The 20,381-nt window shown below is 34.7% G+C and carries 20 protein-coding genes; 3 read left to right on the top strand and 17 right to left on the bottom strand.

All coding sequences use genetic code 11. From position 1 onward, the window contains the following. Positions 1–428: 428 nt before the first annotated feature. From WFK35_RS09670 to WFK35_RS09660, 3 genes are read right to left on the bottom strand one after another with little or no spacing between them, the layout of a single operon-like run. The gene (locus tag WFK35_RS09670) at positions 429–1,115 is read right to left on the bottom strand and encodes a hypothetical protein (RefSeq protein ID WP_336732491.1); all 687 of its coding nucleotides are present in this window, start codon (positions 1,113–1,115) and stop codon (positions 429–431) included. A gap of 13 nt (positions 1,116–1,128) precedes the next feature. Next, positions 1,129–1,989, bottom strand: coding sequence for a dTDP-4-dehydrorhamnose reductase (rfbD, locus tag WFK35_RS09665; RefSeq protein ID WP_336732494.1), 861 nt, complete (start codon positions 1,987–1,989; stop codon positions 1,129–1,131). Then, a complete protein-coding gene (locus WFK35_RS09660; protein WP_336732490.1) occupies positions 1,989–2,474 on the bottom strand; it encodes an acyl-CoA thioesterase in 486 nt (161 codons plus the stop codon). Before WFK35_RS09660 ends, rfbD begins: the two co-directional genes overlap by 1 nt. Positions 2,475–2,599: 125 nt before the next feature. On the opposite strand from WFK35_RS09660, the gene WFK35_RS09655 reads away from it, so the two are divergent. Further along, entirely contained in the window at positions 2,600–2,785 is a 186-nt protein-coding gene (locus WFK35_RS09655; RefSeq protein ID WP_336732489.1) for a bacteriocin-like protein, read from the top strand. A gap of 132 nt (positions 2,786–2,917) precedes the next feature. Here WFK35_RS09655 and WFK35_RS09650 read toward each other — a convergent pair whose 3' ends face one another. The 11 genes from WFK35_RS09650 to WFK35_RS09600 all read right to left on the bottom strand — a co-directional run bounded on the left by WFK35_RS09650 (position 2,918) and on the right by WFK35_RS09600 (position 16,487). After that, the gene (locus WFK35_RS09650; protein ID WP_336732488.1) at positions 2,918–3,790 is read right to left on the bottom strand and encodes a transposase; all 873 of its coding nucleotides are present in this window, start codon (positions 3,788–3,790) and stop codon (positions 2,918–2,920) included. A 460-nt stretch (positions 3,791–4,250) separates the two neighbouring features. Then, entirely contained in the window at positions 4,251–4,754 is a 504-nt protein-coding gene (locus WFK35_RS09645) for an OmpH family outer membrane protein (RefSeq protein ID WP_336732487.1), read from the bottom strand. A gap of 61 nt (positions 4,755–4,815) precedes the next feature. Next, entirely contained in the window at positions 4,816–5,361 is a 546-nt protein-coding gene (locus tag WFK35_RS09640; protein ID WP_336732486.1) for an OmpH family outer membrane protein, read from the bottom strand. Positions 5,362–5,369: 8 nt separating this feature from the next. Beyond that, positions 5,370–7,907 carry an outer membrane protein assembly factor BamA gene (bamA, locus tag WFK35_RS09635; protein ID WP_336732485.1) on the bottom strand — a complete coding sequence of 846 codons (2,538 nt, stop codon included), beginning with the start codon at positions 7,905–7,907 and terminating at the stop codon, positions 5,370–5,372. A gap of 28 nt (positions 7,908–7,935) precedes the next feature. Next, entirely contained in the window at positions 7,936–8,685 is a 750-nt protein-coding gene (locus WFK35_RS09630) for an isoprenyl transferase (protein WP_214587484.1), read from the bottom strand. A gap of 1 nt (position 8,686) precedes the next feature. After that, a complete protein-coding gene (gene porG / locus WFK35_RS09625) occupies positions 8,687–9,580 on the bottom strand; it encodes a type IX secretion system protein PorG (protein WP_214587485.1) in 894 nt (297 codons plus the stop codon). Between the two features lie 213 nt (positions 9,581–9,793). Next, positions 9,794–12,295: an exopolysaccharide transport family protein gene (locus WFK35_RS09620; RefSeq protein ID WP_336732484.1), complete on the bottom strand. Its 2,502-nt coding sequence runs from the start codon at positions 12,293–12,295 to the stop codon at positions 9,794–9,796. Positions 12,296–12,299: 4 nt separating this feature from the next. Continuing rightward, on the bottom strand, positions 12,300–13,157 hold the full coding sequence (locus WFK35_RS09615) for a polysaccharide biosynthesis/export family protein (protein WP_336732493.1): 858 nt from the start codon (positions 13,155–13,157) through the stop codon (positions 12,300–12,302). Positions 13,158–13,190: 33 nt separating this feature from the next. Beyond that, positions 13,191–14,321 (bottom strand): glycosyltransferase family 4 protein, encoded by a 1,131-nt coding sequence (locus tag WFK35_RS09610; protein ID WP_336732483.1) that lies wholly within the window; start codon positions 14,319–14,321, stop codon positions 13,191–13,193. A gap of 90 nt (positions 14,322–14,411) precedes the next feature. Next, complete coding sequence (locus WFK35_RS09605) at positions 14,412–15,413, bottom strand: glycosyltransferase family 2 protein (protein ID WP_336732482.1); 1,002 nt, start codon at positions 15,411–15,413, stop codon at positions 14,412–14,414. 3 nt (positions 15,414–15,416) lie between these two features. Next, positions 15,417–16,487, bottom strand: a complete 1,071-nt coding sequence (locus WFK35_RS09600) for a formimidoylglutamase (RefSeq protein WP_336690499.1) — start codon at positions 16,485–16,487, stop codon at positions 15,417–15,419. 167 nt (positions 16,488–16,654) lie between these two features. Between WFK35_RS09600 and WFK35_RS09595 the strand changes: the two genes are divergently transcribed. Together WFK35_RS09595 and WFK35_RS09590 are read left to right on the top strand one after the other, a co-directional pair. Then, positions 16,655–17,038, top strand: coding sequence for a hypothetical protein (locus WFK35_RS09595; RefSeq protein ID WP_214587490.1), 384 nt, complete (start codon positions 16,655–16,657; stop codon positions 17,036–17,038). Positions 17,039–17,060: 22 nt separating this feature from the next. Then, positions 17,061–17,792: a hypothetical protein gene (locus tag WFK35_RS09590; protein WP_336732481.1), complete on the top strand. Its 732-nt coding sequence runs from the start codon at positions 17,061–17,063 to the stop codon at positions 17,790–17,792. A 247-nt stretch (positions 17,793–18,039) separates the two neighbouring features. On the opposite strand, the gene WFK35_RS09585 is transcribed toward WFK35_RS09590, so the two are convergent. From WFK35_RS09585 to WFK35_RS09575, 3 genes are all read right to left on the bottom strand, one after another. Then, the gene (locus WFK35_RS09585) at positions 18,040–18,366 is read right to left on the bottom strand and encodes a helix-turn-helix domain-containing protein (RefSeq protein ID WP_336690501.1); all 327 of its coding nucleotides are present in this window, start codon (positions 18,364–18,366) and stop codon (positions 18,040–18,042) included. Further along, entirely contained in the window at positions 18,347–18,784 is a 438-nt protein-coding gene (locus tag WFK35_RS09580) for a helix-turn-helix domain-containing protein (protein WP_336732480.1), read from the bottom strand. The genes WFK35_RS09585 and WFK35_RS09580 overlap by 20 nt, the downstream gene beginning before the upstream one ends. Positions 18,785–19,321: 537 nt before the next feature. Continuing rightward, positions 19,322–20,381 (bottom strand): alpha/beta hydrolase (locus WFK35_RS09575; protein WP_442892026.1); only part of this gene is annotated, 1,060 nt, incomplete at its 5' end.

Raw genomic sequence — 20,381 nt, 5'->3', positions numbered from 1 at the left:
TAATCTGTAGCTTTAAAAAGACTTTTACCGTCTTCCCTCAGGATTCATTAAGTAATATTGCTTAGCTAAAAAGCTCTTCTGCGCTTACTGATGCTCTATCGTTTTTCAGTGGGGCAAAGATAGAGACCTTAACCCTCCGCTTCCAAATATATTTAACATAATATTTAAGCCATATACACGATTGTGGGTAACTTCAGGCTCTAAAATGCTGGTTTATTTATCTTTATAGGGACATCCATAGTTTTCCACATTAAACGATTTGATATTTTTGATTTTGAAAAACCGCTGAACAGGCAGTGAAATCATGGAAAAAAGACGGAAATATTGCGTTCTGGAGGGAAATTGTACCGGATTGAATGGGAAAATGGATGGTTTGAGATGCAGGTGTTGGAGAGGAAAGGTTTATTGAAAAATCAAAAAAGCAGAGTTTAATTGCTCTGCTTTTCTTTATTATATATAGTGCTTAAAAATTCTCCGTAGGATTTTTCGAGACCAATGATGTCTCCGCTTTTCAGATTAAGCCCTCCTACTCCACTTTCGTCCGATTTTATTTTTGCCGACGAAATCTGGAAATACTGATTGGAAGTATTTTCTTTAGGCTGGATTTTAATGGTTGAGCCTAATAATTTTTTTGTTGAGATTGTGTAGACTTCATCAGGGATCATTTTCAATTTTAAAAATGATCTGGGAGGAATAATATAATCTGTCTTATTGATGGCTATTTTCTGATCTTTTTCAGAAGAAGCAAAGATATACATATATCCCGTCTGATCTTTAAATTGTTCTTTCGGAAGAAAATAAAGATTTAATCTGTAATTGGAAGGATTAAAATTCTGAGGAGTGCCATCAATATTTTCAAAAGGTTTCCATGAAAATGCATTAGCTCCGATTTCTTTTGCCTTTTTATAGACTAATGAAAAGACTTCATCATCATACTTCCAGAACCCCTGAACTTCAATTTCGCCCAAATATTCAGCATCTTTTGTTTTTTCATTAATTGTATATAGAAATTTGTCGGTATTATCTTTCGTTTTTACAACTTTTGTAAGATATACATTTTGTGCGCTGCAAAGTTGGATAAAAAAGGCTAAAATGATTATAATGAAATTTTTCATTCTTTATTATAGGTTATTTTGTAAGAACAGTAATGCATTCTTCAAGACTGTTTTCCCAATATTTAGGTTCTATTTTATACGTTTCTTCAATTTTATCCAGACACATTGTACTTCTTTTGGGTCTTTTTGCCGGTGTAGGATATTGCTCGGTGGTTAGTGCATTTAATTTAACTGAAGATTTAGAAAATTCAGCTATTTTTTTTGCAAACTCAAACCATGTAGTTTCCGGATAATTTGAAAAGTGGAAAACACCGTATATTTTTTCTTTTGCTTCGATAATGTCCATGATGGCTTCTGCCAGATCATTTGCATTGGTAGGCTGCCCGAACTGATCTGCTACAATTCCCAACTCGTCTTTCTGAGAAAAAAGATTGAGCATTGTTTTCACAAAGTTTTTATTGAACTCGGAATACAGCCATGAAGTTCTTAGAATGATTGTTTTCGGATTAATTTCCAATGCAAGCTCTTCCCCTTTCAATTTAGACTCTCCGTAAACTCCGATCGGACTTGTGAAATCGTCTTCGGAATAACTTAAATTAGTTTCTCCATCAAAGACATAATCTGTAGAAACATGGATGAAAATCGTTTTAGCATCTTTACACGCCTGCGCAAGGGAAGCTACCCCTTCTGCATTTACAGCAAAAGCCTTTTCTTTTTCAGTTTCTGCAATATCTACCGCTGTATAAGCTGAAGCATTGATACAGTAATCTGGTTTATTTTCTGTAAAAACAGTATTAATCTGATCTTCGTTGGTGATGTCTAAAGTCTGCGAATCTGTAAAAATGAATTCATAATCCAGTTCAAAATCCGGAGCTATTTTTCTGATGCAGTTTCCTAGCTGCCCGTTTCCTCCTACTACTAAAATTTTTTTTATCATGAGTTTCTCGCGTTTTGTGATCTTAAATATTTAACTCTCGGCTGGAAGTCTTTCTGTTCCAAATCTACATAAAACTTATTGAATGTTTCTTTAATTTCTTCGGGATGTACTTCCGATTTTCTGGTTTTAAGATTGAAGTAGATTACCGTAACCCATAATACTGCATGAATTGTTTTCTCATCTAAACTTTTCATCAGGATTTCTACTTTTGCTGTTCTGTCCGCCACTTCAATGGTCTTGCTGCTGATAACAACCGATGTATTATATCGTACTTCCTTTAAATAGGCTATTTCATTCTGAATTGCAATCCACGTGCATCCCGTCATTTTGGTGTATTCTTCATAGGTGAAACCATAAAATGTTTCCACATGATCTTCTCTGGCATTGAACATATAGTCCAGATATTTCACGTTGTTTAAATGACCAATAGGATCGCAGTCGCTGAATCTGACCTTTACCGTGGTTGATACTTCTTTTTCCATTCCGCAAAAATAAAAAAACCACCTCGAAGTGAGATGTTATTTTATAAATGTTTGTTAATTTTTAGAATTTTAGTTGCTAATTTTTTTTTTTAATGTAATTTTATCAACGAACAAAAATTATTACAATGAAGAATTTAAAAAAATTAACTAGAAATCAGTTAAAAAATGTATCAGGAGCTAAAATAGCACCAGGAGGAGGAGATGAATTAGTAAAATGTGGAACAACTTGGTGTAATCCTAATTATGCTTGTTGTTATCATAAAGCAGGCTTCTACTATTGTGACCAAGCAGGTTACTGCACATCAAATTAATTAAATTCTAAATAGCTGTCTCAAAAATAAGACAGCTTTTTAATTAAAAAATATCTAAATAACAAATTTCCCTATTATTCAAACTCAGCAATTTGTTTTTTAGAGGAGAAATAAAATATTTAATTTTTATATTTAATAGTTTTCTAACCGTACATAAAAATTTTTTGTTGCTATTTGAAAAAAATGTAGGGTTAAATCCACGCATGAGTTTAAACATTTTTGTGCCAAAGTAAGAGGTTTTATAGTTTGAATCCTATCAAATCGGTAAAATTTATTGATGATCAATTTCTTTTTATTTTTCAAAAGAATACCCAAGCCAAAGCATAGTACAAAGGCAAAGGTAAGAATCATCATCAGGTTTGTACAACGCTTTTCTCCCTGAAGCTTTGAACGTTGCAGATTAAATCCTGCTGATTTTAACTGCTTAAACAAAAGCTCTGTTTTAAAGCGTTTTTTATAGTATGCACACGCCAAACATGCAAGATCTAAATTGGTTAAAAGGTAAATTGGATCTTGATATTGTTTTGATTTCCAGTAGACCGCATGAGAATTTTCACTTGCATTTTCAAACCAATACTGTCCGTTTTCAAAGCCATTGATTTGATTTTCAAAATGATATATCTCATTGCATTCATTCTTTATCAGTTTATCTTTGCTTGTTCTCAACACATATTCAAAACCTGTTTTCTCTAATTTTTCCCGTAATTTTTTGCCATCAAATTCTCCATCTCCCAAAAGAATATTTCGGGCGTTTTCAGGAATAATTTCTTTAACCGCCTCTAACAGTTTCATATGCTTTTCTTCTGAAAAATATCCTTTTTCCCCTTCTTTAACCAGCCAAATTACCGGAATTGATAGCCTCTCCAAAGGGCGGAAAGCATCAACGTAATACAGTTTCCTGCGCTTTGGGTAACATCGATAATGAAAACCAGTTCTTTTTGAGAAATAAGATTTTTCAAAAATACTTCTATAAAAGGAAGATAATAATCGTGATAACCATTCCATTTACTATCCAAAAAACGTTTTACTTTTTTGATCTTGCTTTCCTTGTTCGTTGCTTCTGAAAAACCCATTATTAATGATTGTAAATGACTGGATTTTTGTAAGATACATGAGGTAATCATCATCGATAAAATCAAAAGACGCTTATGAAATTGAGCGTTTTTTTTACTTCATGATGCTTAGATAGAAATTTTAGAATACTTTTGTACGGGCTTTGGCTCATAGGAGTTCGTTTTGTTATATTTTGCTTTTTAACAAGGTACGAACTCCTTTTTCATTAAACAACACAAACTGAATAAGCAAGAAAATTTTGTGTACGGCTGGAAATTTAATAGTCAAAAAATATCAAAAAGCAGTCTCTTAAGAAACTGCTTTTTGATATTTTTTGAGATTATCTCATTAGTAACTTATTAATGAAACATTTTTTCACTTCCGCCTCTCTTTTAATGACTTATAGTCTATACTATTGAATTCCAAGCTCTTTTTTCACTGCAGCTGTAGCATCCGGTCCTCCTTTGAATACGAATGCAGAAGAATTTGCATCCATAATATAATCATAACCGTTAGCTTTTGCTACTTTAGAAACTGCTTCATTCAGTTTTTTCTCGATTGGTTCGTAGGCAAGATCCTGTTTAGAAACGAAATCTTTCTGAGCTTTATCGTTCATCTGCTGGATTTCTTCCTGCATTTTTGCCAATTCTGCTTCTCTGGCTTTGTTTTCTTCAGCTGTTTTCTTTGGAGCTTCTTCAGAGTACTGCTTTAGTTTAGCCTGTCCTGCATCTGCTTTTTTCTTAATTTCAGCCTGTTTAGTATCTAAGAAAGTTTTAAGATCAGCATCTGCTTTTTTCTTTTCAGGCATTGCGTTAAGAATTCCTATAACATCTAAAGTTGCAATTTTTTGAGCTTTTGCCATACCTACCGATACAACCATCATTACCGCTGCAAATAATACACTTAATTTTTTCATAACTGGTAAATAAATAATTTAATTTGTTTTTAGATTTGTAAATGTAATAAAAGTTAAACTTTTATTTTTTTGTTTTGCCTTTTTCTTTTGGTTCAGCATCTTTTAATAAGATTGCTAAAACTTTATCCGAATAATCGGATCTTTTTTGAAGAAAAATAACATTATTGCTTGTTTTATCTAAAACTATCGCCAAACCGTTCTTTTCAGACATTGTTTTGATAGCTTCCCAAATCTGATCCTGAAAAGGCTGAACCAGATTCGTTCTCAGTTTCTTAATTTCTCCGGTAGCGCCAAAACGTAAACTGGTTGTTGTTTTGATATTTTTTTCCAGATCCATTACTTCTTTTTCTCTCAGTTTAAGCTGATCTCCGATCAAAAGAACTTTTTCACTTTCAAAAGCAGATCTTTTTCTTTCGTATTCGGACTGAAGGTTCTGAAGTTCGGACTGCCATGTATCAATTTGTGCATTCAGTCTTGCTTCAGCTTCTTTATATTGAGGCATTTTATTCAGAATGTATTCCGTATCCACAACACCCACTTTCTGTGCGTTGCTTAGACCGAAAAGCAAGAATAAAACAAATGATAAAACAATTCTAAGATTTTTCATAAGGTGGATTATAATGATTGGTTCATCAAGAAATGCGTCTTCCATCCAGAAGGCTCAGTTCCTGAAATTGTTTTGTCGAATCCGTAAGCGAAATCAAATCCAATTAAACCAAATGCTCCCATATAAACTCTCACACCAACACCCACTGATCTTTTCAACTGGAAAGGATTATAATTTCCCCAAGAATTCCACACGTTACCTCCTTCCGCGAACGTTAATGCATAAATTTTTGCTGTCTGGTTCAATGAAATAGGGTATCTTAATTCTAACGTAAATCTGTTATAAATAGTACCTCCCCCAGTCGGAGTAATGTCCTGAGAAGTTCCTCCGTAAGTAGAAGCATTTTCATAACCTCTTAACGGAATTAATTCTCTACCGTCATATCTACCTCCGAATAAACCGGTACCCCCTACATAGAATCTTTCAAACGGCGGAGCTCCCAATTTAGAGTTATATCCATCCATGAATCCCATTTCAGCAGAAGATCTCAAAACCAGTTTTCCAATAATTTCATTGTAAACATCTGCTTTGAACTTCACTTTATAGAATTCCATCCACTTGTATTTTTCCGTAGGACTTAAAGTAGAGTAATCTTTATTGTTGAATGCTGAATATGGCAGCGTAAATTTCACCGATAAGTCTATGTTGGAACCCACAGTCGGGAAAATAGGGTCGATACCTGCCGAGTTTCTGCTTAATCCTAAGTTGATGCTTAAGTTGTTGGCAGAACCATAATATTCTGTGGCATCACCAAACTGGAACGGATAGTTCTTAAAATCGTACTTCTGGTACTGAAGACCTGTATACAATGAGAAATAATCATCCGGCCATTTCAACAACCTGTTTAAACCAACGGAAGCGGAGAAGATGTTAAGTTTCTGTGCGTTTCCGTAAACATCAGAATATTTTACTCGTGAGTTATTTAAACTTACAGAAAGTGCGGTCGGTCTTGTTCCGAACAACCAAGGTTCTGTAAATGAAACTCCGTAATTCTGGAAATATTGTCCAGCCTGTGCCTGAAGAGATAACGTCTGTCCGTCACCTTGAGGAACCGGCTTAAAATCTTTGAATTTAAGGAAATTCTTTAACGAGAAGTTATTGAACGTTAAACCTAAAGTTCCGATAAAGCTGTTACCTCCGTAACCTGCCTGTAACTGAACCTGTGAAGAACCTTTCTCTACTAACTTCCAGTTGATATCTACCGTATTGTCCTGCTGATTTGGCTGGATATCCTGTCCAACCTGTTGAGGATCAAAGAATGACATCCCTGCCAAATCGAAATAAGTCCTTTTAATATCAGATTTTTTAAAGAGCTCACCAGGCTTTGTCCTAAGAGCACGTAAAATAACATGATCATGAGTAGTTGTATTACCCTGCCAAGTCACTTTATTCCATGTTGCTCTTTCTCCTTCATTAATACGAATTTCAAGGTTGATTTTATCTCCATCTACCGATTTTTCTACTGGTGTTACATTAGAAAAAAGATATCCACTATTCATATAAAGAGATTTGAGATCAGAATCGTCTTCTTTACCTCCGTCTTCACCTACTTTTTTATTGAAACCTACCGCATCGTAAATTTCTCCTTTTTTATATCCTAAAAGTCTTTGTAAATAGTCTGTAGAATAAACGGTATTTCCGGTAAATGTAATATCCCCGATGTAATACTGTTTACCTTCTTTAAGTTTTACATTGATCTCGTAATTGTTTCTCTTGTTTCTCCAAACTGAGTCTGAAACAATGGCAGCATCTCTGTACCCTAAAGAGTTATAATAATTGATCAGGTTTTGTTTGTCTTCCTGATATTTGTCTTCAATGAATTTTGAAGATTTCAGGATTCCTCCAATTCCGAATCTTTTTTGTTTTGTTTCTTTAAAGGCTTTTTTTCTAAGTTTTCTGTCGGATACATATTGATTTCCCTCGAATTCGATATGATCGATTTTGATTCTTTTGCCTTTATCTACATTAATCGTCCAGTCTACTAAATTAGGATCTCCTGCATTTACTTTTTCCTGGATCGAAATTTTAGCATCGGCATATCCTTTTTTAATGAAATCTTTCGGAACGTTTGTTTTAAGGCTTGACACCAAGTTCTGTGTAATTTTTGTTCCCGGCTTCAGATTATTATCTTTAGCCATTTTTTCATTTTTGGATTTTCCGATTCCTTTACCTGTAAATTTTACTTCTCCAAGATCTTTAAGATCCTGCAGATAAAACTTCAGAATAACGGTTTCGCCTTCAATACTTTGTACATAAACCTCTACTTCAGAAAAAGATTGGGTGTCCCAAAGTTTTTTTACCGCATTGCTGATTTTTTGCCCCGGAATATCTACCGATTCTCCTTTCACCAAACCTGTAAATCTCAGGATCTGAGCCGGCGTATATTTTTTAACCCCATCTACAACGATGTCTTTTAAGGTGTACGTCCCTGCTTGGTTTTCTGCGTGTACAGAATTGCTCACCTGTGTGCTGTCCTGTGGAGTTACCTGTCCATAAAAATGTGCAGAAGCAACAAACATAATGATGGGTAATAGTCTAAACTTCATTTTATCGTAGTCTTTCTTTTCTTAAATTTTACTGAATTTTTATCTGTTCTCCGGTCATTCCGAATCTTCTTTCTTTGTTTTGATAATCCACAATACACTGAAAGAAAATATCTTTTGTAAAGTCCGGCCACAGAACGTTTAAAAACTGCAGCTCTGCATAAGCAATCTGCCAAAGGAGAAAATTACTGATTCTGATTTCTCCGCTGGTTCTTATTAAAAGATCCACCGGCGGAAAATCTTTTGTGTAAAGGTGACTTTCGAATAATTTTTCATCAATATCTTCAATGTCTACCTTTCCTTCCTTTACGTCTTCGCTAATGCTTTTAACGGCGTTTAGTATTTCATGCTGCGAACCATAACTGATTGCTAATACCAAATTGCCTTTTGTGTTTTCTTTTGTAAGTTCCACCACGCGTAAAAGCTGATCTTTTACCAGTGAGGGAAGTTTTTCGAGATTTCCAATAACGTGCATTCTTAATCCTTTGCTGAAAATTTCTTCCGCTTCAAGCAATAAGGTTTCTACAAGTAAATTCATTAAAGTATTTACTTCCTCTGCCGGACGGTTCCAGTTTTCCGAAGAAAAGGTATAAAGAGTTAAATACGGAATGTGTATTTCATTACACGCATTTATGGCATTCCTAACAGCATTTATGGCATTTCTGTGGCCGAAAGTTCTTTCTTCGCCGCGAGATTTTGCCCATCTTCCGTTACCATCCATGATGATAGCCACATGCTGTGGTAAATTCTCAGGATCTATTTTATCTTTTATCAACGACATATTAATCACAATAACATGGAGGTCTTCCGAACGAATAGGTAAGTCCTAAACTAATGGTATTCATCCAGTCTTTAGACTTAAAATCTCCTACGTTTCTTTCTCCTATAATCGCAGCTTCTCTTTCTTTAGATACTACATAATAAGCATCTGTCTGTAGAAGAGATCCGCCTGTAACGGGGCTGAGAATATCTCCGTTATATGTAGCAACCACATCTTTGCTTTGGATTTTGCTGTAATCCAGCTGATCTGTAAGCGTATATCTGAATGTAGCTTCTGCAAAAAGCGCCCAGTTATAATTAAATTTATATTTTAAACCTACCCCAAAAGGAATATGCATTGTAGTTTTGGTTCCTGTAGAATACACCGGAGTTGTTGTAAAATCCAGTTCATTAATAGGAGCCTGAGCCACCCCATCTGCATCTCTTCTGAAATCATTAATCATCGTAGCTTTGGGAGCGTCGAACATTAATGCTCCTACCCCACCAAAAATATATGGGCTCACCATACTTTTCTGCTCGTTGTTTACCGGAAAGAAATTGTATTCGAAGACCAAACTTGCTTCATATACATTGTTTTTTCCGAATGAGTTTCTGTTTTTTCTATATTCTTCTTTCGCCACCTTGTCATTAAACTGGATCTGATTATATCCAAGATCCAATCTTACAGTCTGGTGAGGATTAAAATTAAATCTATATAAAATTCCACCATAAAAAGGAACACCCCAATCTGAAACTTTACTTAAATCCAATGGCTTTTGTAAAATATAATTCGTTCTCCCTATATCCCCAACTAGGTTACTCATACCTAGACGAACTCCAAGTTCGTTTCTTTGTGCTTTAACACTTACCACAGTTCCTAGAGCGGCAAGGAAGCTAAACAATAATTTTCTATTCATAAAAGAATATGGATTTATGGTTATTTTAAAATTTAATTTTTGCAAATATAAAACTTTTTTATATTAATGATAATCTTAATGTTTAGTTAAAAATAAACAAAAAAACATAATTTGTTATAAAGTAAACGATAAAGTAGCAAAATTATTCTTTTTTTAATAGAATCAAAATTATCACGATATAATAAACCCCCATTAGATGAGGGCTTAAATGTATTATTTTTTATTGAATATTGACTGAACTTTATTTCTAATTCTTATCAGCATTGGTTCTCTGTAATTTTTATCTTCATCAAAATAGCCATAACCGTAACCATATCCGTAGCCATAACCGTAGCCGTAACCATAGCCATAGCCCTGTTTTGTATTATAATCATTATAAACAAGACCTAAATGTCCGATTTCTCCGGTATGGTATTTCTCTGTAATCATTTTCAGCATATACTTCTCTGTGTATTCATGGCGGACTACATAAATATTAGCATCCGAGTATTTCATCAGCTCATAAGAATCCGCGACCAGACCTACCGGGGGAGAATCGATGATGATGAAATCATATATTTTTTTAAGGTCTTCGATAAATTTGATGTTTTTTTCACTCATCAGCAACTCAGACGGATTCGGAGGAATAGGACCGGAAGTTGCCACATCCAAATTTGGAATTCTTGTTTTATTGATAATCTGATCTATTCCCACTTCACCTGTAAGGTAATTTGAGATACCATATTTATTATCAATTTTAAAATCACCAAATATCTTAGGCTTTCTTAAATCCATCCCCAAAAGAATGGTCTTTTTGTCGCTTAATCCCAAAACGGAAGCTAAATTAATCGAAACATAGGTTTTACCTTCCCCCCCAATTGAAGAAGTAACCAGAATTACTTTGCTGCCATCATTTTCTCCGGATAAGAATCTTACATTTGCTCTAACCCCTCTGAACGCTTCCGAAACAGAAGACTTTGGCTGATCCAGAACGGTAAGCATATTTTCATGATTGTTATTTCCGATAACTCCAAGAAGCGGAATTTTAGTTGCATTAAGCAATTCTTTAATATTCCGAATTTTACTATCTAATATTTCTCCAATAAAAATAAACAGTAGTGGCAAAGCAAGAAGCCCTCCTATAATTGCGGCTTTTGTAGCTTTTACATTCGGACCAATTGGTGGCTGGCTTACATTTTTTGCAGGGTCTATTACACTGATATCCGACTGGTTTCCCGCCATTCTCAGCTCTGTATCGTTCTGTCTCGTAAGCAAGCTGTTGTAGGTAGCCTCAATCATATTATATCCTCTTTCTGCATCTAGGTATTTTCTCTGCTTTTCAGGATATGTTGCCAATTCGGAATTTGCATTTCCGACCTTTTGGTTAATTTTATTAATTTCTGTGTAATAAGCAGTATAATAATTTCGTAAAGCACCATTTGAACTGATTCTGGCCTCATCAATCAATCTGTTGATCTCTTTCATCGGCTCAGAATTTGGCTTGTAAATTAAAGCCATTTCTCTTCTCTTAAGATATAAAGCCTTCAGTTCTGCTACAGAAGCACTAAAGAGTCCGTCCTGGAAACCTGCAGCATTAGTGCTGATCATTTTTTCGAAATTCTGGGTTTCCAGACTGTTTTTAATCTGATTCAGGGAGCTTATTTTGCTTTCAATATCAGCTTTTTTGGCTTCAAGATCTTTAATTTCTATTAATGATTTTTCATCTCTGTCTTTAATATCATAAAGCTTTTCAGTTGTCTTCATGTAATTAAGAACATTGGCACTGGAATCTAACTTTTTTCTGATATTATCGAGATTTTGCTTTAAATATACATTGGTATTCTGATCCACCAAAACTTTATCAGCCTGTCTTTTCTTCTGAAGCTGTTTTACGGACATATTAAGGAAATTCACCGTACTGTTAAGGTTGTAGCCTTTCTTGGTGATAATCATGATGGTATTAATCTCCTTATCAAACTCCACTCCGATTGTGGAAACAATATCATTAACCGTCTGATTAACCGTATTTAAATTTACAATTATATTGGTTAATTTAATTTTTGGATTCACAGGATTTTTTAACAGCCTGAATCTCAAATTAGGAGAAGTATACCACTCTCCTACCCGAATAATTTTATTCGCAGGTCTTCCATAAGGATCAATGGTTGTATAACTTTCAGATTCAAAACTATACAAATTCTGAGACTGTCCTTCTTCAGGTAATACGACTTCGTAAGAATCTCCTCCTTTGGGAATTAATGTAATAGGATAATTTACCTGTTGCCCATGCTTTCTGTCTACCTGTAAAAAAACGGGAGAATCATCTTTATCCAGATAAGTTGATTTAATAAGTCCTTTTGTGGAGTAATTTACAAAAAGATCCAGCTCCTTTATCAGAAACTCATTGTGGGTTCTGGATAAAAGCATTTTTTTCAGATATACCCCATCCTGATTTCCTCCCTGTCCCCATATAAAATTAATAGACTGGCTGGGCGTGAAATAACTTGAAGTATTATTGGAAATACTTAAAGACAAGGTCGATGCATAAATGTTCTGAGCGTAGTATTTACTGTACATCCACGAAATTCCATACCCGATAAAAAGCATTAAAACAAACCAATACCAATTTCTCAGTATTCTGCGTAAAAAGTGCTCAACATCAAATAAGGCAAAACTGCCGTGCTTTTCTTTGTGAGAATCTGCTTTCTCTACCTTTGTTTCTTTTCCCGGAATCATAGTATTAAAGGTTTTTTAAAAGTAGGTAGATAGATAAGGCTGTTGTAATCACAGAAACTCCTGTTGTTAAAGTCTGGATAGGATCTTTTCCTAATCCGTTCAGACTTTTTGCTCTTGTATTCAGGTAAATTTCGTCTCCGTTCTGAACGTAAAAATATGGAGAATTCATTACATCTTCACGGGTGAGATCAATAATTGCTTTTTTAATTCCTTCAGGTAATTTCCGGTGAATGACAATATTTTTTCGGTCAACAGTTCTGTTTAATCCACCACTCATTGCAATTGCTTCTGTAATAGTAAGTGTATTTTTGTGAACAACTTTCTCACCGGTAACGCCTGTTGTTTCAACATCTCCCAAGACGTAAAATGTAATTCCGTTGGTATTTAAGCGTACTTCAGATTTGCCTTCCTGAAAGTTTTCGTTAACCTTATCCTGAATTTCACTGCTCACTTCCGCAATGGTCCTTCCTTCCGCTTTGATAAACCCTATTCCGAAAACATTAATATCTCCGTTGTTATCAACCTTCAATCCGTTAAAGTAAAAAGTACTATTTCCACCACCTGTACCTCCCGAAGAAGCACCTCCTCCATTAGCAATGGAATTGGTTGCGGCTCCAGATCCTGAAGTATTCAGGGAAGAATAGAACTGTGCGGCGTCACCTTTAGGCGTAGTCACAATGTTCAGGTTCAAAATATCGTTCTTTGTAATTCTGTAGACAGGAATATTATAGGGGATTAAACCTTCCTCATTAATTACAAGGCTTTCGCTGGGCTGCATATATCTTACATCTTTTGTAGTAATACAAGATGTGGTGATTAAAAGTGGCAGGGCTAAAAGTAATAAATGCTTACAATTCTTCATCATATTTTTCAAGTTGTTTGCAAAAGTAAAGATTTAATTGATAGTCTTTTTATTATTCTTCTTCAAAAGATAAATAAAATCCGGAATATAAGCTCCCAAAAAACCCATAAAAAGTACAATCAATAATAAAAGATTTACATTTATATGTCGGAGATAATAGGCTACCGTTACAATAAAGAGATAATATACAACAATATAAAAGCTTGATCTTCTGTGTGTAAGGTTAAGTTTTAACAGTTTATGGTGGATATGATTCTTGTCTGCATCAAAGGGAGATTTTTTGTTAATTAATCTTACCATAATAACATTAAGAGTGTCTACAATGGGCAAAATTAATATTGCTACCGCTACCACAGGTGCAGACTGGAGGTGATATCTTGGAATTCCGGGAAGTTTTTTGTCTATAAAAATGTCTATAAAACAAATGGAAGTAAAAGCAAGAAGGAATCCCAGAAGCATGGAGCCTGTATCTCCCATAAATATTTTATTGGTTCTGTAGTTGGATAAATTATAATACAAAAACGCCAGAACAGCTCCTATTATAATTGTAGATAAAACAACCAGAGGATAATTATACTCTCCCAATCTGTAATAACTGATCCCGAAAAGCGCACTGCAGATAACAGAATACCCTCCGGCAAGCCCATCAATTCCATCTATGAGATTGAATGCATTGATAAGGATTATAAAAGTCAAAATACTGAAAATAACACTTATAACATACTCCATTTCATAGATTCCGAAAATTCCGAAAAGGCTTCTGATTCTTATATCTGAGCCAATAACTATAAATGCAGATACCACAATCTGTGCTACCAGTTTTTTGTAGGCTCTCATTACAACGATATCATCCATTACTCCAATGTAAAGCAAAATAACGAGGGAAGCGAATAGAAATTTATAGAGATCAAACAGTTCGTATGCGAAAATAGAAGCACAGATTCCGATAGAATAGAAAATCGCGATCCCGCCAAGATTAGGGATTTTTCGGAGATGGGAACTTCTTATCCCAGGTTCGTCCATTAAATTTTTCCTGCGGGAAATTTTAATGATCGTGGGAACGGAAAAATAGGTGATTAAAAAAGAAAATAAAAAACCAAAGCCTACTTTTACATAAAAAATAGGAATCCCTGACTGGTTTAAGAACAATTCAAAATTCTTCATTTTTTTTCTATTCAAGTACTTTGAAGGCTTAACGACTAAAAACCTTGTGTCTGGCTTATGAGCTAAGTAACACAGTACTTACATTTGTGTTTACACTAATTTTCTTATCAGTTTTTTCTGCCCTGCAAAAAACAACAGATAGTATATCTTTTTTTTCAGTGGCAAAGATAGCAGATAATTCTTATCAAAACGACTATAATTCAATATATCTTTCAATTTCAGTTCTCTATCTTTGATAAATATCTCTAATTTTGCCGACATGTCATAAAAAGTTCTTTCGTCTTTTACAAAAGCAAGATAAGCCAGAAAAGAATACACTCCTTCAAAAATCTGAAAATTTTTAAGTTCTTTCTTTCTGCCGGAATATCCGGACTTTTCAAAAACCTCTTCTACATCTATTACCGCTTTCAGAATATCCAGTCCTTTTTCCGTATGGGTTTTGGTAATAGAATCGGTACGTTCAAGGTACTGATAATGGAAATTCTGTGTTTGCGAAATGGTGTCACATTCCAGCAAGAGCTGGGGTATTAACTGAATATCCTCAAAATGCGCCCCTTTTTTAAATCTTTTGTACCTAAAAAGTTCTTTTTTAAACAATTTGTTGCATGCAAAGTAGCTGAGATCGGAAAAAACGGAAAAATTATTTCTGAGATCAATTTTTTCCGGCATATTGGGAATCTGTGTAAGTTTTTGCGTTACTTTTCCGTTTTCATCTACTTTCTGAATATTGCAGATTACCATCTTCGACTGATGCTTTTCAGCAAGATGCACCATTTCTTCAAACATGGAAGGCGCAACATAATCATCACTGTCTACAAATCCGAGATAATCTCCTGTTGCATGATCGATGCCGAAATTCCGCGCATCACTTAAACCGCCGTTTTCTTTTATAAAAGGCTTAACTTTTTCGGGATATTTCTGTGCATACTCCTGAATAATGTGTTCAGAATGATCTTTGCTTCCGTCATTTACGACAAGAATTTCAATATTCTGATAGGTTTGACGGACTAATGAATCCAGGCATTTTGCGAGATAATTTTCGACATTATAGACGGGAACAATAACAGAAATTTTTGAGGGAACATTTTTCATACATTATATTTTCGTCAGTCGTGCATTCAGCCAGCCTTTTTTGGCATCATCAAAATCTTTTCGGGAACAGGGAACGCAGTTTTCTATATTTTCATCGTCTCCGAAATACCAGAGATTACTGAAAGTATCCCGTTTGAAGGCATATTGTCTGTCGTCTACCAAAACATAAAACACTTCATAATGTCTTTCTTTCGGGTGTGATCTCTGAATATTGATTCCTTCGATCAGATACCAGATCATTTGTGCGAGAAGCTGTTGATTCAGCTGGTTTTCGGAGTAAATATTATAATTGAAAATTCCGACAGACTTTAAATTTTCACTTAGGCCGATTTCCTTCATATATGCGCAGACTTCTCTCCGGTTCAGTCCGTTTACCTGCGGATTCATGGAGAATGGCTCGCTGAAACTTTCGATAGCATCACAGTTTACCGTGACCAGATCCGCTTTTCTGAAGAAAGGTTCTGTTTTTTCGGTAGAATTCATCATTTCGGCAAGGCGGATGATATCAAATTCAACTTCTTTGATTAATCTTACCGAATCTGCTTCATTCAGATGTTTCTGATAGCCTAAATGATGGTAATTTTTAATAGAAAAAGTTTTGGCTCCGAAAATCTTGCTTAAAAAGGTATGTTCGTTAATCATTTCACCCTGTTTCAGGGAAATAATATTGCTGATCTGGGTATAATTGATGCTTTTGGTATGGAAATTAAGCGCCGAAAAAAGCGAAAAAGCGAAATCATTCGAACCGCCTACAATGACCGGAATGGCTCTTTTGTAATGACACGCCGACAATACTTCCTGCAGAATATAATGAGAATCCTGAACAGATTTTCCGGAAACAAGGTCTCCAAGATCTACTATCGGAATTTCAAAATCGAGCTGTGAGAGTTTATAGAATTCATTCCTGATCCCTGTAAAATCCTGAACTTCTGCATCCCCATTTGCGCCTCTGTAATCTGAAACAAAAAGAAGTACGATACTGTCTTCTTTTATTTCCTTCGTGATTCCTGCCCCGATCTGCCAGTTTTCTGTCCTGAAATTTCTTGGGGATATGATAAAATCTTCAAAATTCATTTGTAGTCTCCATTGTTTTCGCAAACTTACAAAAATATTAGAACTCTTATTTATCTCATTTTAAATACTAAAGCACTTTAAAAATCAAAATCGTTTATTCTTTTAAAACTGATAAAAATTTTAATCTTAAATTACAGATTCTAAATTAACCGTTAAAACAAAAATACATGAGCAGTACGAAAAGAGACGAATTAAAAAAACTTTTAGCCCCCATCAATAAAGAATTAAGAACACACGGCGGAAATGAAAACAAAATTAAACTCACAAAATTAAAAGAGGAACATATTGATTTTCTGTTAGAATTGCTCAATGTTCATTTAGAAAAATACAAGGATTTTGCAAGAGCTGATCTTGAAGATTTTCATGCAGAAGATATTAAAGGTCTGGTAAATTATAAAATGCCTGTAAACATTCATGAGATTGATCTTCCGGAGAGTTTCAGTGATCCTGTATCCTGGAAAATAGCGATTGGAAGACTTAGGTTTGGTTCTACACAGGTAATCTTAGAGATAAACAACTGGGAAATTACCGACAGCACTCTGGTTGGCTGATTGATCCTAAAATCCTTTCCGCATGAATAAAATGTATAAAGACAAGCTTGAAATATTACAGCAGCGAATCCCGATCGGAGCAAGACAGGGTTTGATTTTGTTAGAAAAAGCCGAAGGAAATACAGATAAAGCTGAAAAATATTTTACAGAAGAACGTATTTCGATCATTGTGAATAAGACCGGAATACCATCTGAAATTGCTTTTCATCATCTTCGGGAAAATAATTTTGATATTAAGCAGACCATCAAAATAATTGAAACTAAATATTTTACCGCAACGGAACTTATTCAAAAGAAAGATCATGATAAGGAGGAAGCTTTGGATAAAATCTTTTCAGCAATTGTAAAAAAATATGATTTGAAAAGAAGTTCCCTAAACGATCACGACGAAATAAAAGACATTCCTCATGAATTATACAGCTTTGCAACTGTAATGGAATGGCTCTATTTTGAAAACTGGGAAGATTTTGAGAGTGCTTTATTTCATCATCTCGACATTGTAACGGAACAAATGAGAACAAAGCTGAATCTGCCTCAACTTGCAGATGTTCTGGAAAAAGCCAGATCCATTGGCAATTCTTTTTACGAAAAATACGAAACTTCAAAAGACCATAATAATTACGTAAAAGCCACCAATGAGCTGCACAACAATAAAGAATTTATTGCAGCAGAAGAGAAGTTTATCCTCCTGAAACCGCTCCTTGAAGAACGTCTTTATGAATTTGTAAAAACCAATATAGAGAAGTTTCCCTAAAGAATTCGAATACCAAATACGGAATGATATCCGGTGAGTGACAAAATCAGACCGGAATTGCGTACATATACTTATGAACTCAGAATTGATATTACTTCCTGGTTTATCAATACAAATTATCGTTTTGTTCATAAAAAATCCGTTTCACAAATGTTTGTGAGACGGATGATTGTACCTAATAAAAAATTTAACTTAGAAATGAATGATTTAAATATTCTAAACAGTACCTATCTTTTTTCTGATATAATTAAATTTTATATATTTTTTTCCATTTCGTTAAAGTGTTTCTGCTGATTCTAAAATACTTTGAAGTATGAGAATTATTCATCTTATGCTCTTTCTGATATTTTATGATATACAGAATCGTCTCATCATCATATGATCGGTGTCTCTGATTAAATACTACAGAGTCCTGATCTTTCTTATTAAAAATTAAATTATCAAGTTTCACTATATCCCAGGATAACAGAGTCTCTTTATCTAAAAAATATTTAAACTCCGGTTCCCTTTCAGGACATATTTTTAAAATAATGTCATGATAAATTTTCTTATAATCAGGAATTGTTCTCATCATGCTTAGCTTTCCATTTGTATAATGTTGTCTTGGGTATTCCGTATTCCCGCATAATAGAATCTGCACTTTTCTCTCCGGATCTCATAAGTTCCAAAATGTATTCTATAAGATTCTTAGTGTATATGTTTTTCCTGAATTTCGGAAGAGACGATATCTTTGTGGAATCGGATGCTTTAACAGGTGGAGCATACAATATAATGTGCTGGGAATACAATCTGAAAAAATCGTAATTCAGTAATTTGCTCCATTTTAAAAGTATATTGCATTCTATGCTTTGTTTTCTATACATCTCTGCAACCTCAGCTTCTGAGCATTTCAGAAAATTGCATATCCGTACTAAATCTATATCCAATTCATCCACTCTCATTTTAACATATGAGCCTATATGGATGTCTTTAAAATTTGATACTATTTTCATTTCGATGGACCACGATTTTTTAAAGAGGATATTTCTTATTCAGTAGAGATGTATTTATAGACAATACAGCCTTGCTGAAGCCGGTTATCGTAAAAAAATTATCCAAAATATTATCGGGAGCTATTCCTGTAAGTCCGTTTATGAGAAATCGGAAGTAAAACATTATTTTTTTCATTGCATTTTTTTGCAAATAAAAAGAAAATGCACAAAGGAACCCTTAAAGAAATATACTCATCTATACTCAATGATGCTACTTAGATATACTTTGAAATATAAATTAACACCAACCCATCATCAGAAGGATTCATTATAATTGAATTCATATCTGCTGACGCGGAAATCCCGGAACATCTTTTATTTAAAATCTATTTCAGTGGGGGAAAATAAAAATACCATCATAAATTTTCTTCTGGAAAAAATTATAACAAGATAGCGTTCCTACGGAACGCCGGACTTCCGAAAATGATTTCTAAACAGATGAATCCGCCTCAGTTCTGAGGCGGATTCCCTTAGTATTTTTTAGACAGACTTTTAGTTCTATTTCAAATTCATTTTGAAAAAAGCCTCAATTTTATCAAATGGAATTTTATCCATTTTATCGTACAAATCAACATGATTAGCGTTGGGAACAATATACAATTCCTTTGGTTCGGAAGCTGATATATAGACATCTTCAGAATAGTAACGGGAATGCGCTTTTTCTCCAGCAATCAACAAGATCGGACGCGGTGAAATCATTTTTATATTGGCTGCCATGGGAAAATTGAAGAACGCAACCGGCGTTGTAGCCGTCCAAGCTGTTGTAGAATTAACAGATCTGGGATGAAATCCTCTCGGCGTTTTATAATAATCGTAAAATGCCGCTAAAACAGGATTGGAATCGGGAGGAAGCTGATCCGGCAATCCGCTTTTTATAATGATTAAGTTTCCTTTATCATCAAACGGGATTTCATTCAAAGCCACATCATATTTTCCGTTTTTCGCGTCTGTCCAGCGTTGCTCACTCAGATAATCGATAATTTTGTGACGCTGTTCATCAGTATAAGAATCGGCATATCCCTTTGAAATGCTTCGGGACATATCGTACATAGAAGCCGTTGCTACAGCTTTTATCCGGCTGTCGCTTGTCGCGGCAGTTAATGCCATTCCGCTTAATCCGCAGATTGCCATAACCCCAATTTTTTCACGGTCTACATTCGGCAATAATCCTAAATAATCTACTCCCGCCGAAAAATCTTCCGTAAAAATATCAGGCGAAGCGACATTACGGACTTCACCTCCGCTTTCTCCTGTGAAAGAATTATCAAAAGCTAAGGTGATAAAACCTCGGGAAGCCAGTTCATTTGCATATAATCCTGACGACTGTTCTTTCACAGCTCCGAAAGGTCCGCTCACCACCAATGCAGGAAGTTTTTTGTTGCCCGCATTTTTTGGAGTATAGAGATCTCCCACAAGAGTAATTCCGTAACGGTTTTTGAAGCTTACTTTTTTGCGAAGTACATTTTCATGCAGCCGAAAAGTGTAATGATCTGATTGTTCCATTGTGTTTAATTTTTTAGTTTTTGACTGCTGAGCCTGGCTGAAGGAAATTCCTAAA

The organism is Chryseobacterium sp. VD8 (genome assembly GCF_037149975.1).
In the GTDB taxonomy this organism is placed as follows: domain Bacteria; phylum Bacteroidota; class Bacteroidia; order Flavobacteriales; family Weeksellaceae; genus Chryseobacterium; species Chryseobacterium indicum.
Note: the sequence above shows the minus strand (reverse complement) of the source record. Positions and strands in the feature narration are given on the sequence as shown.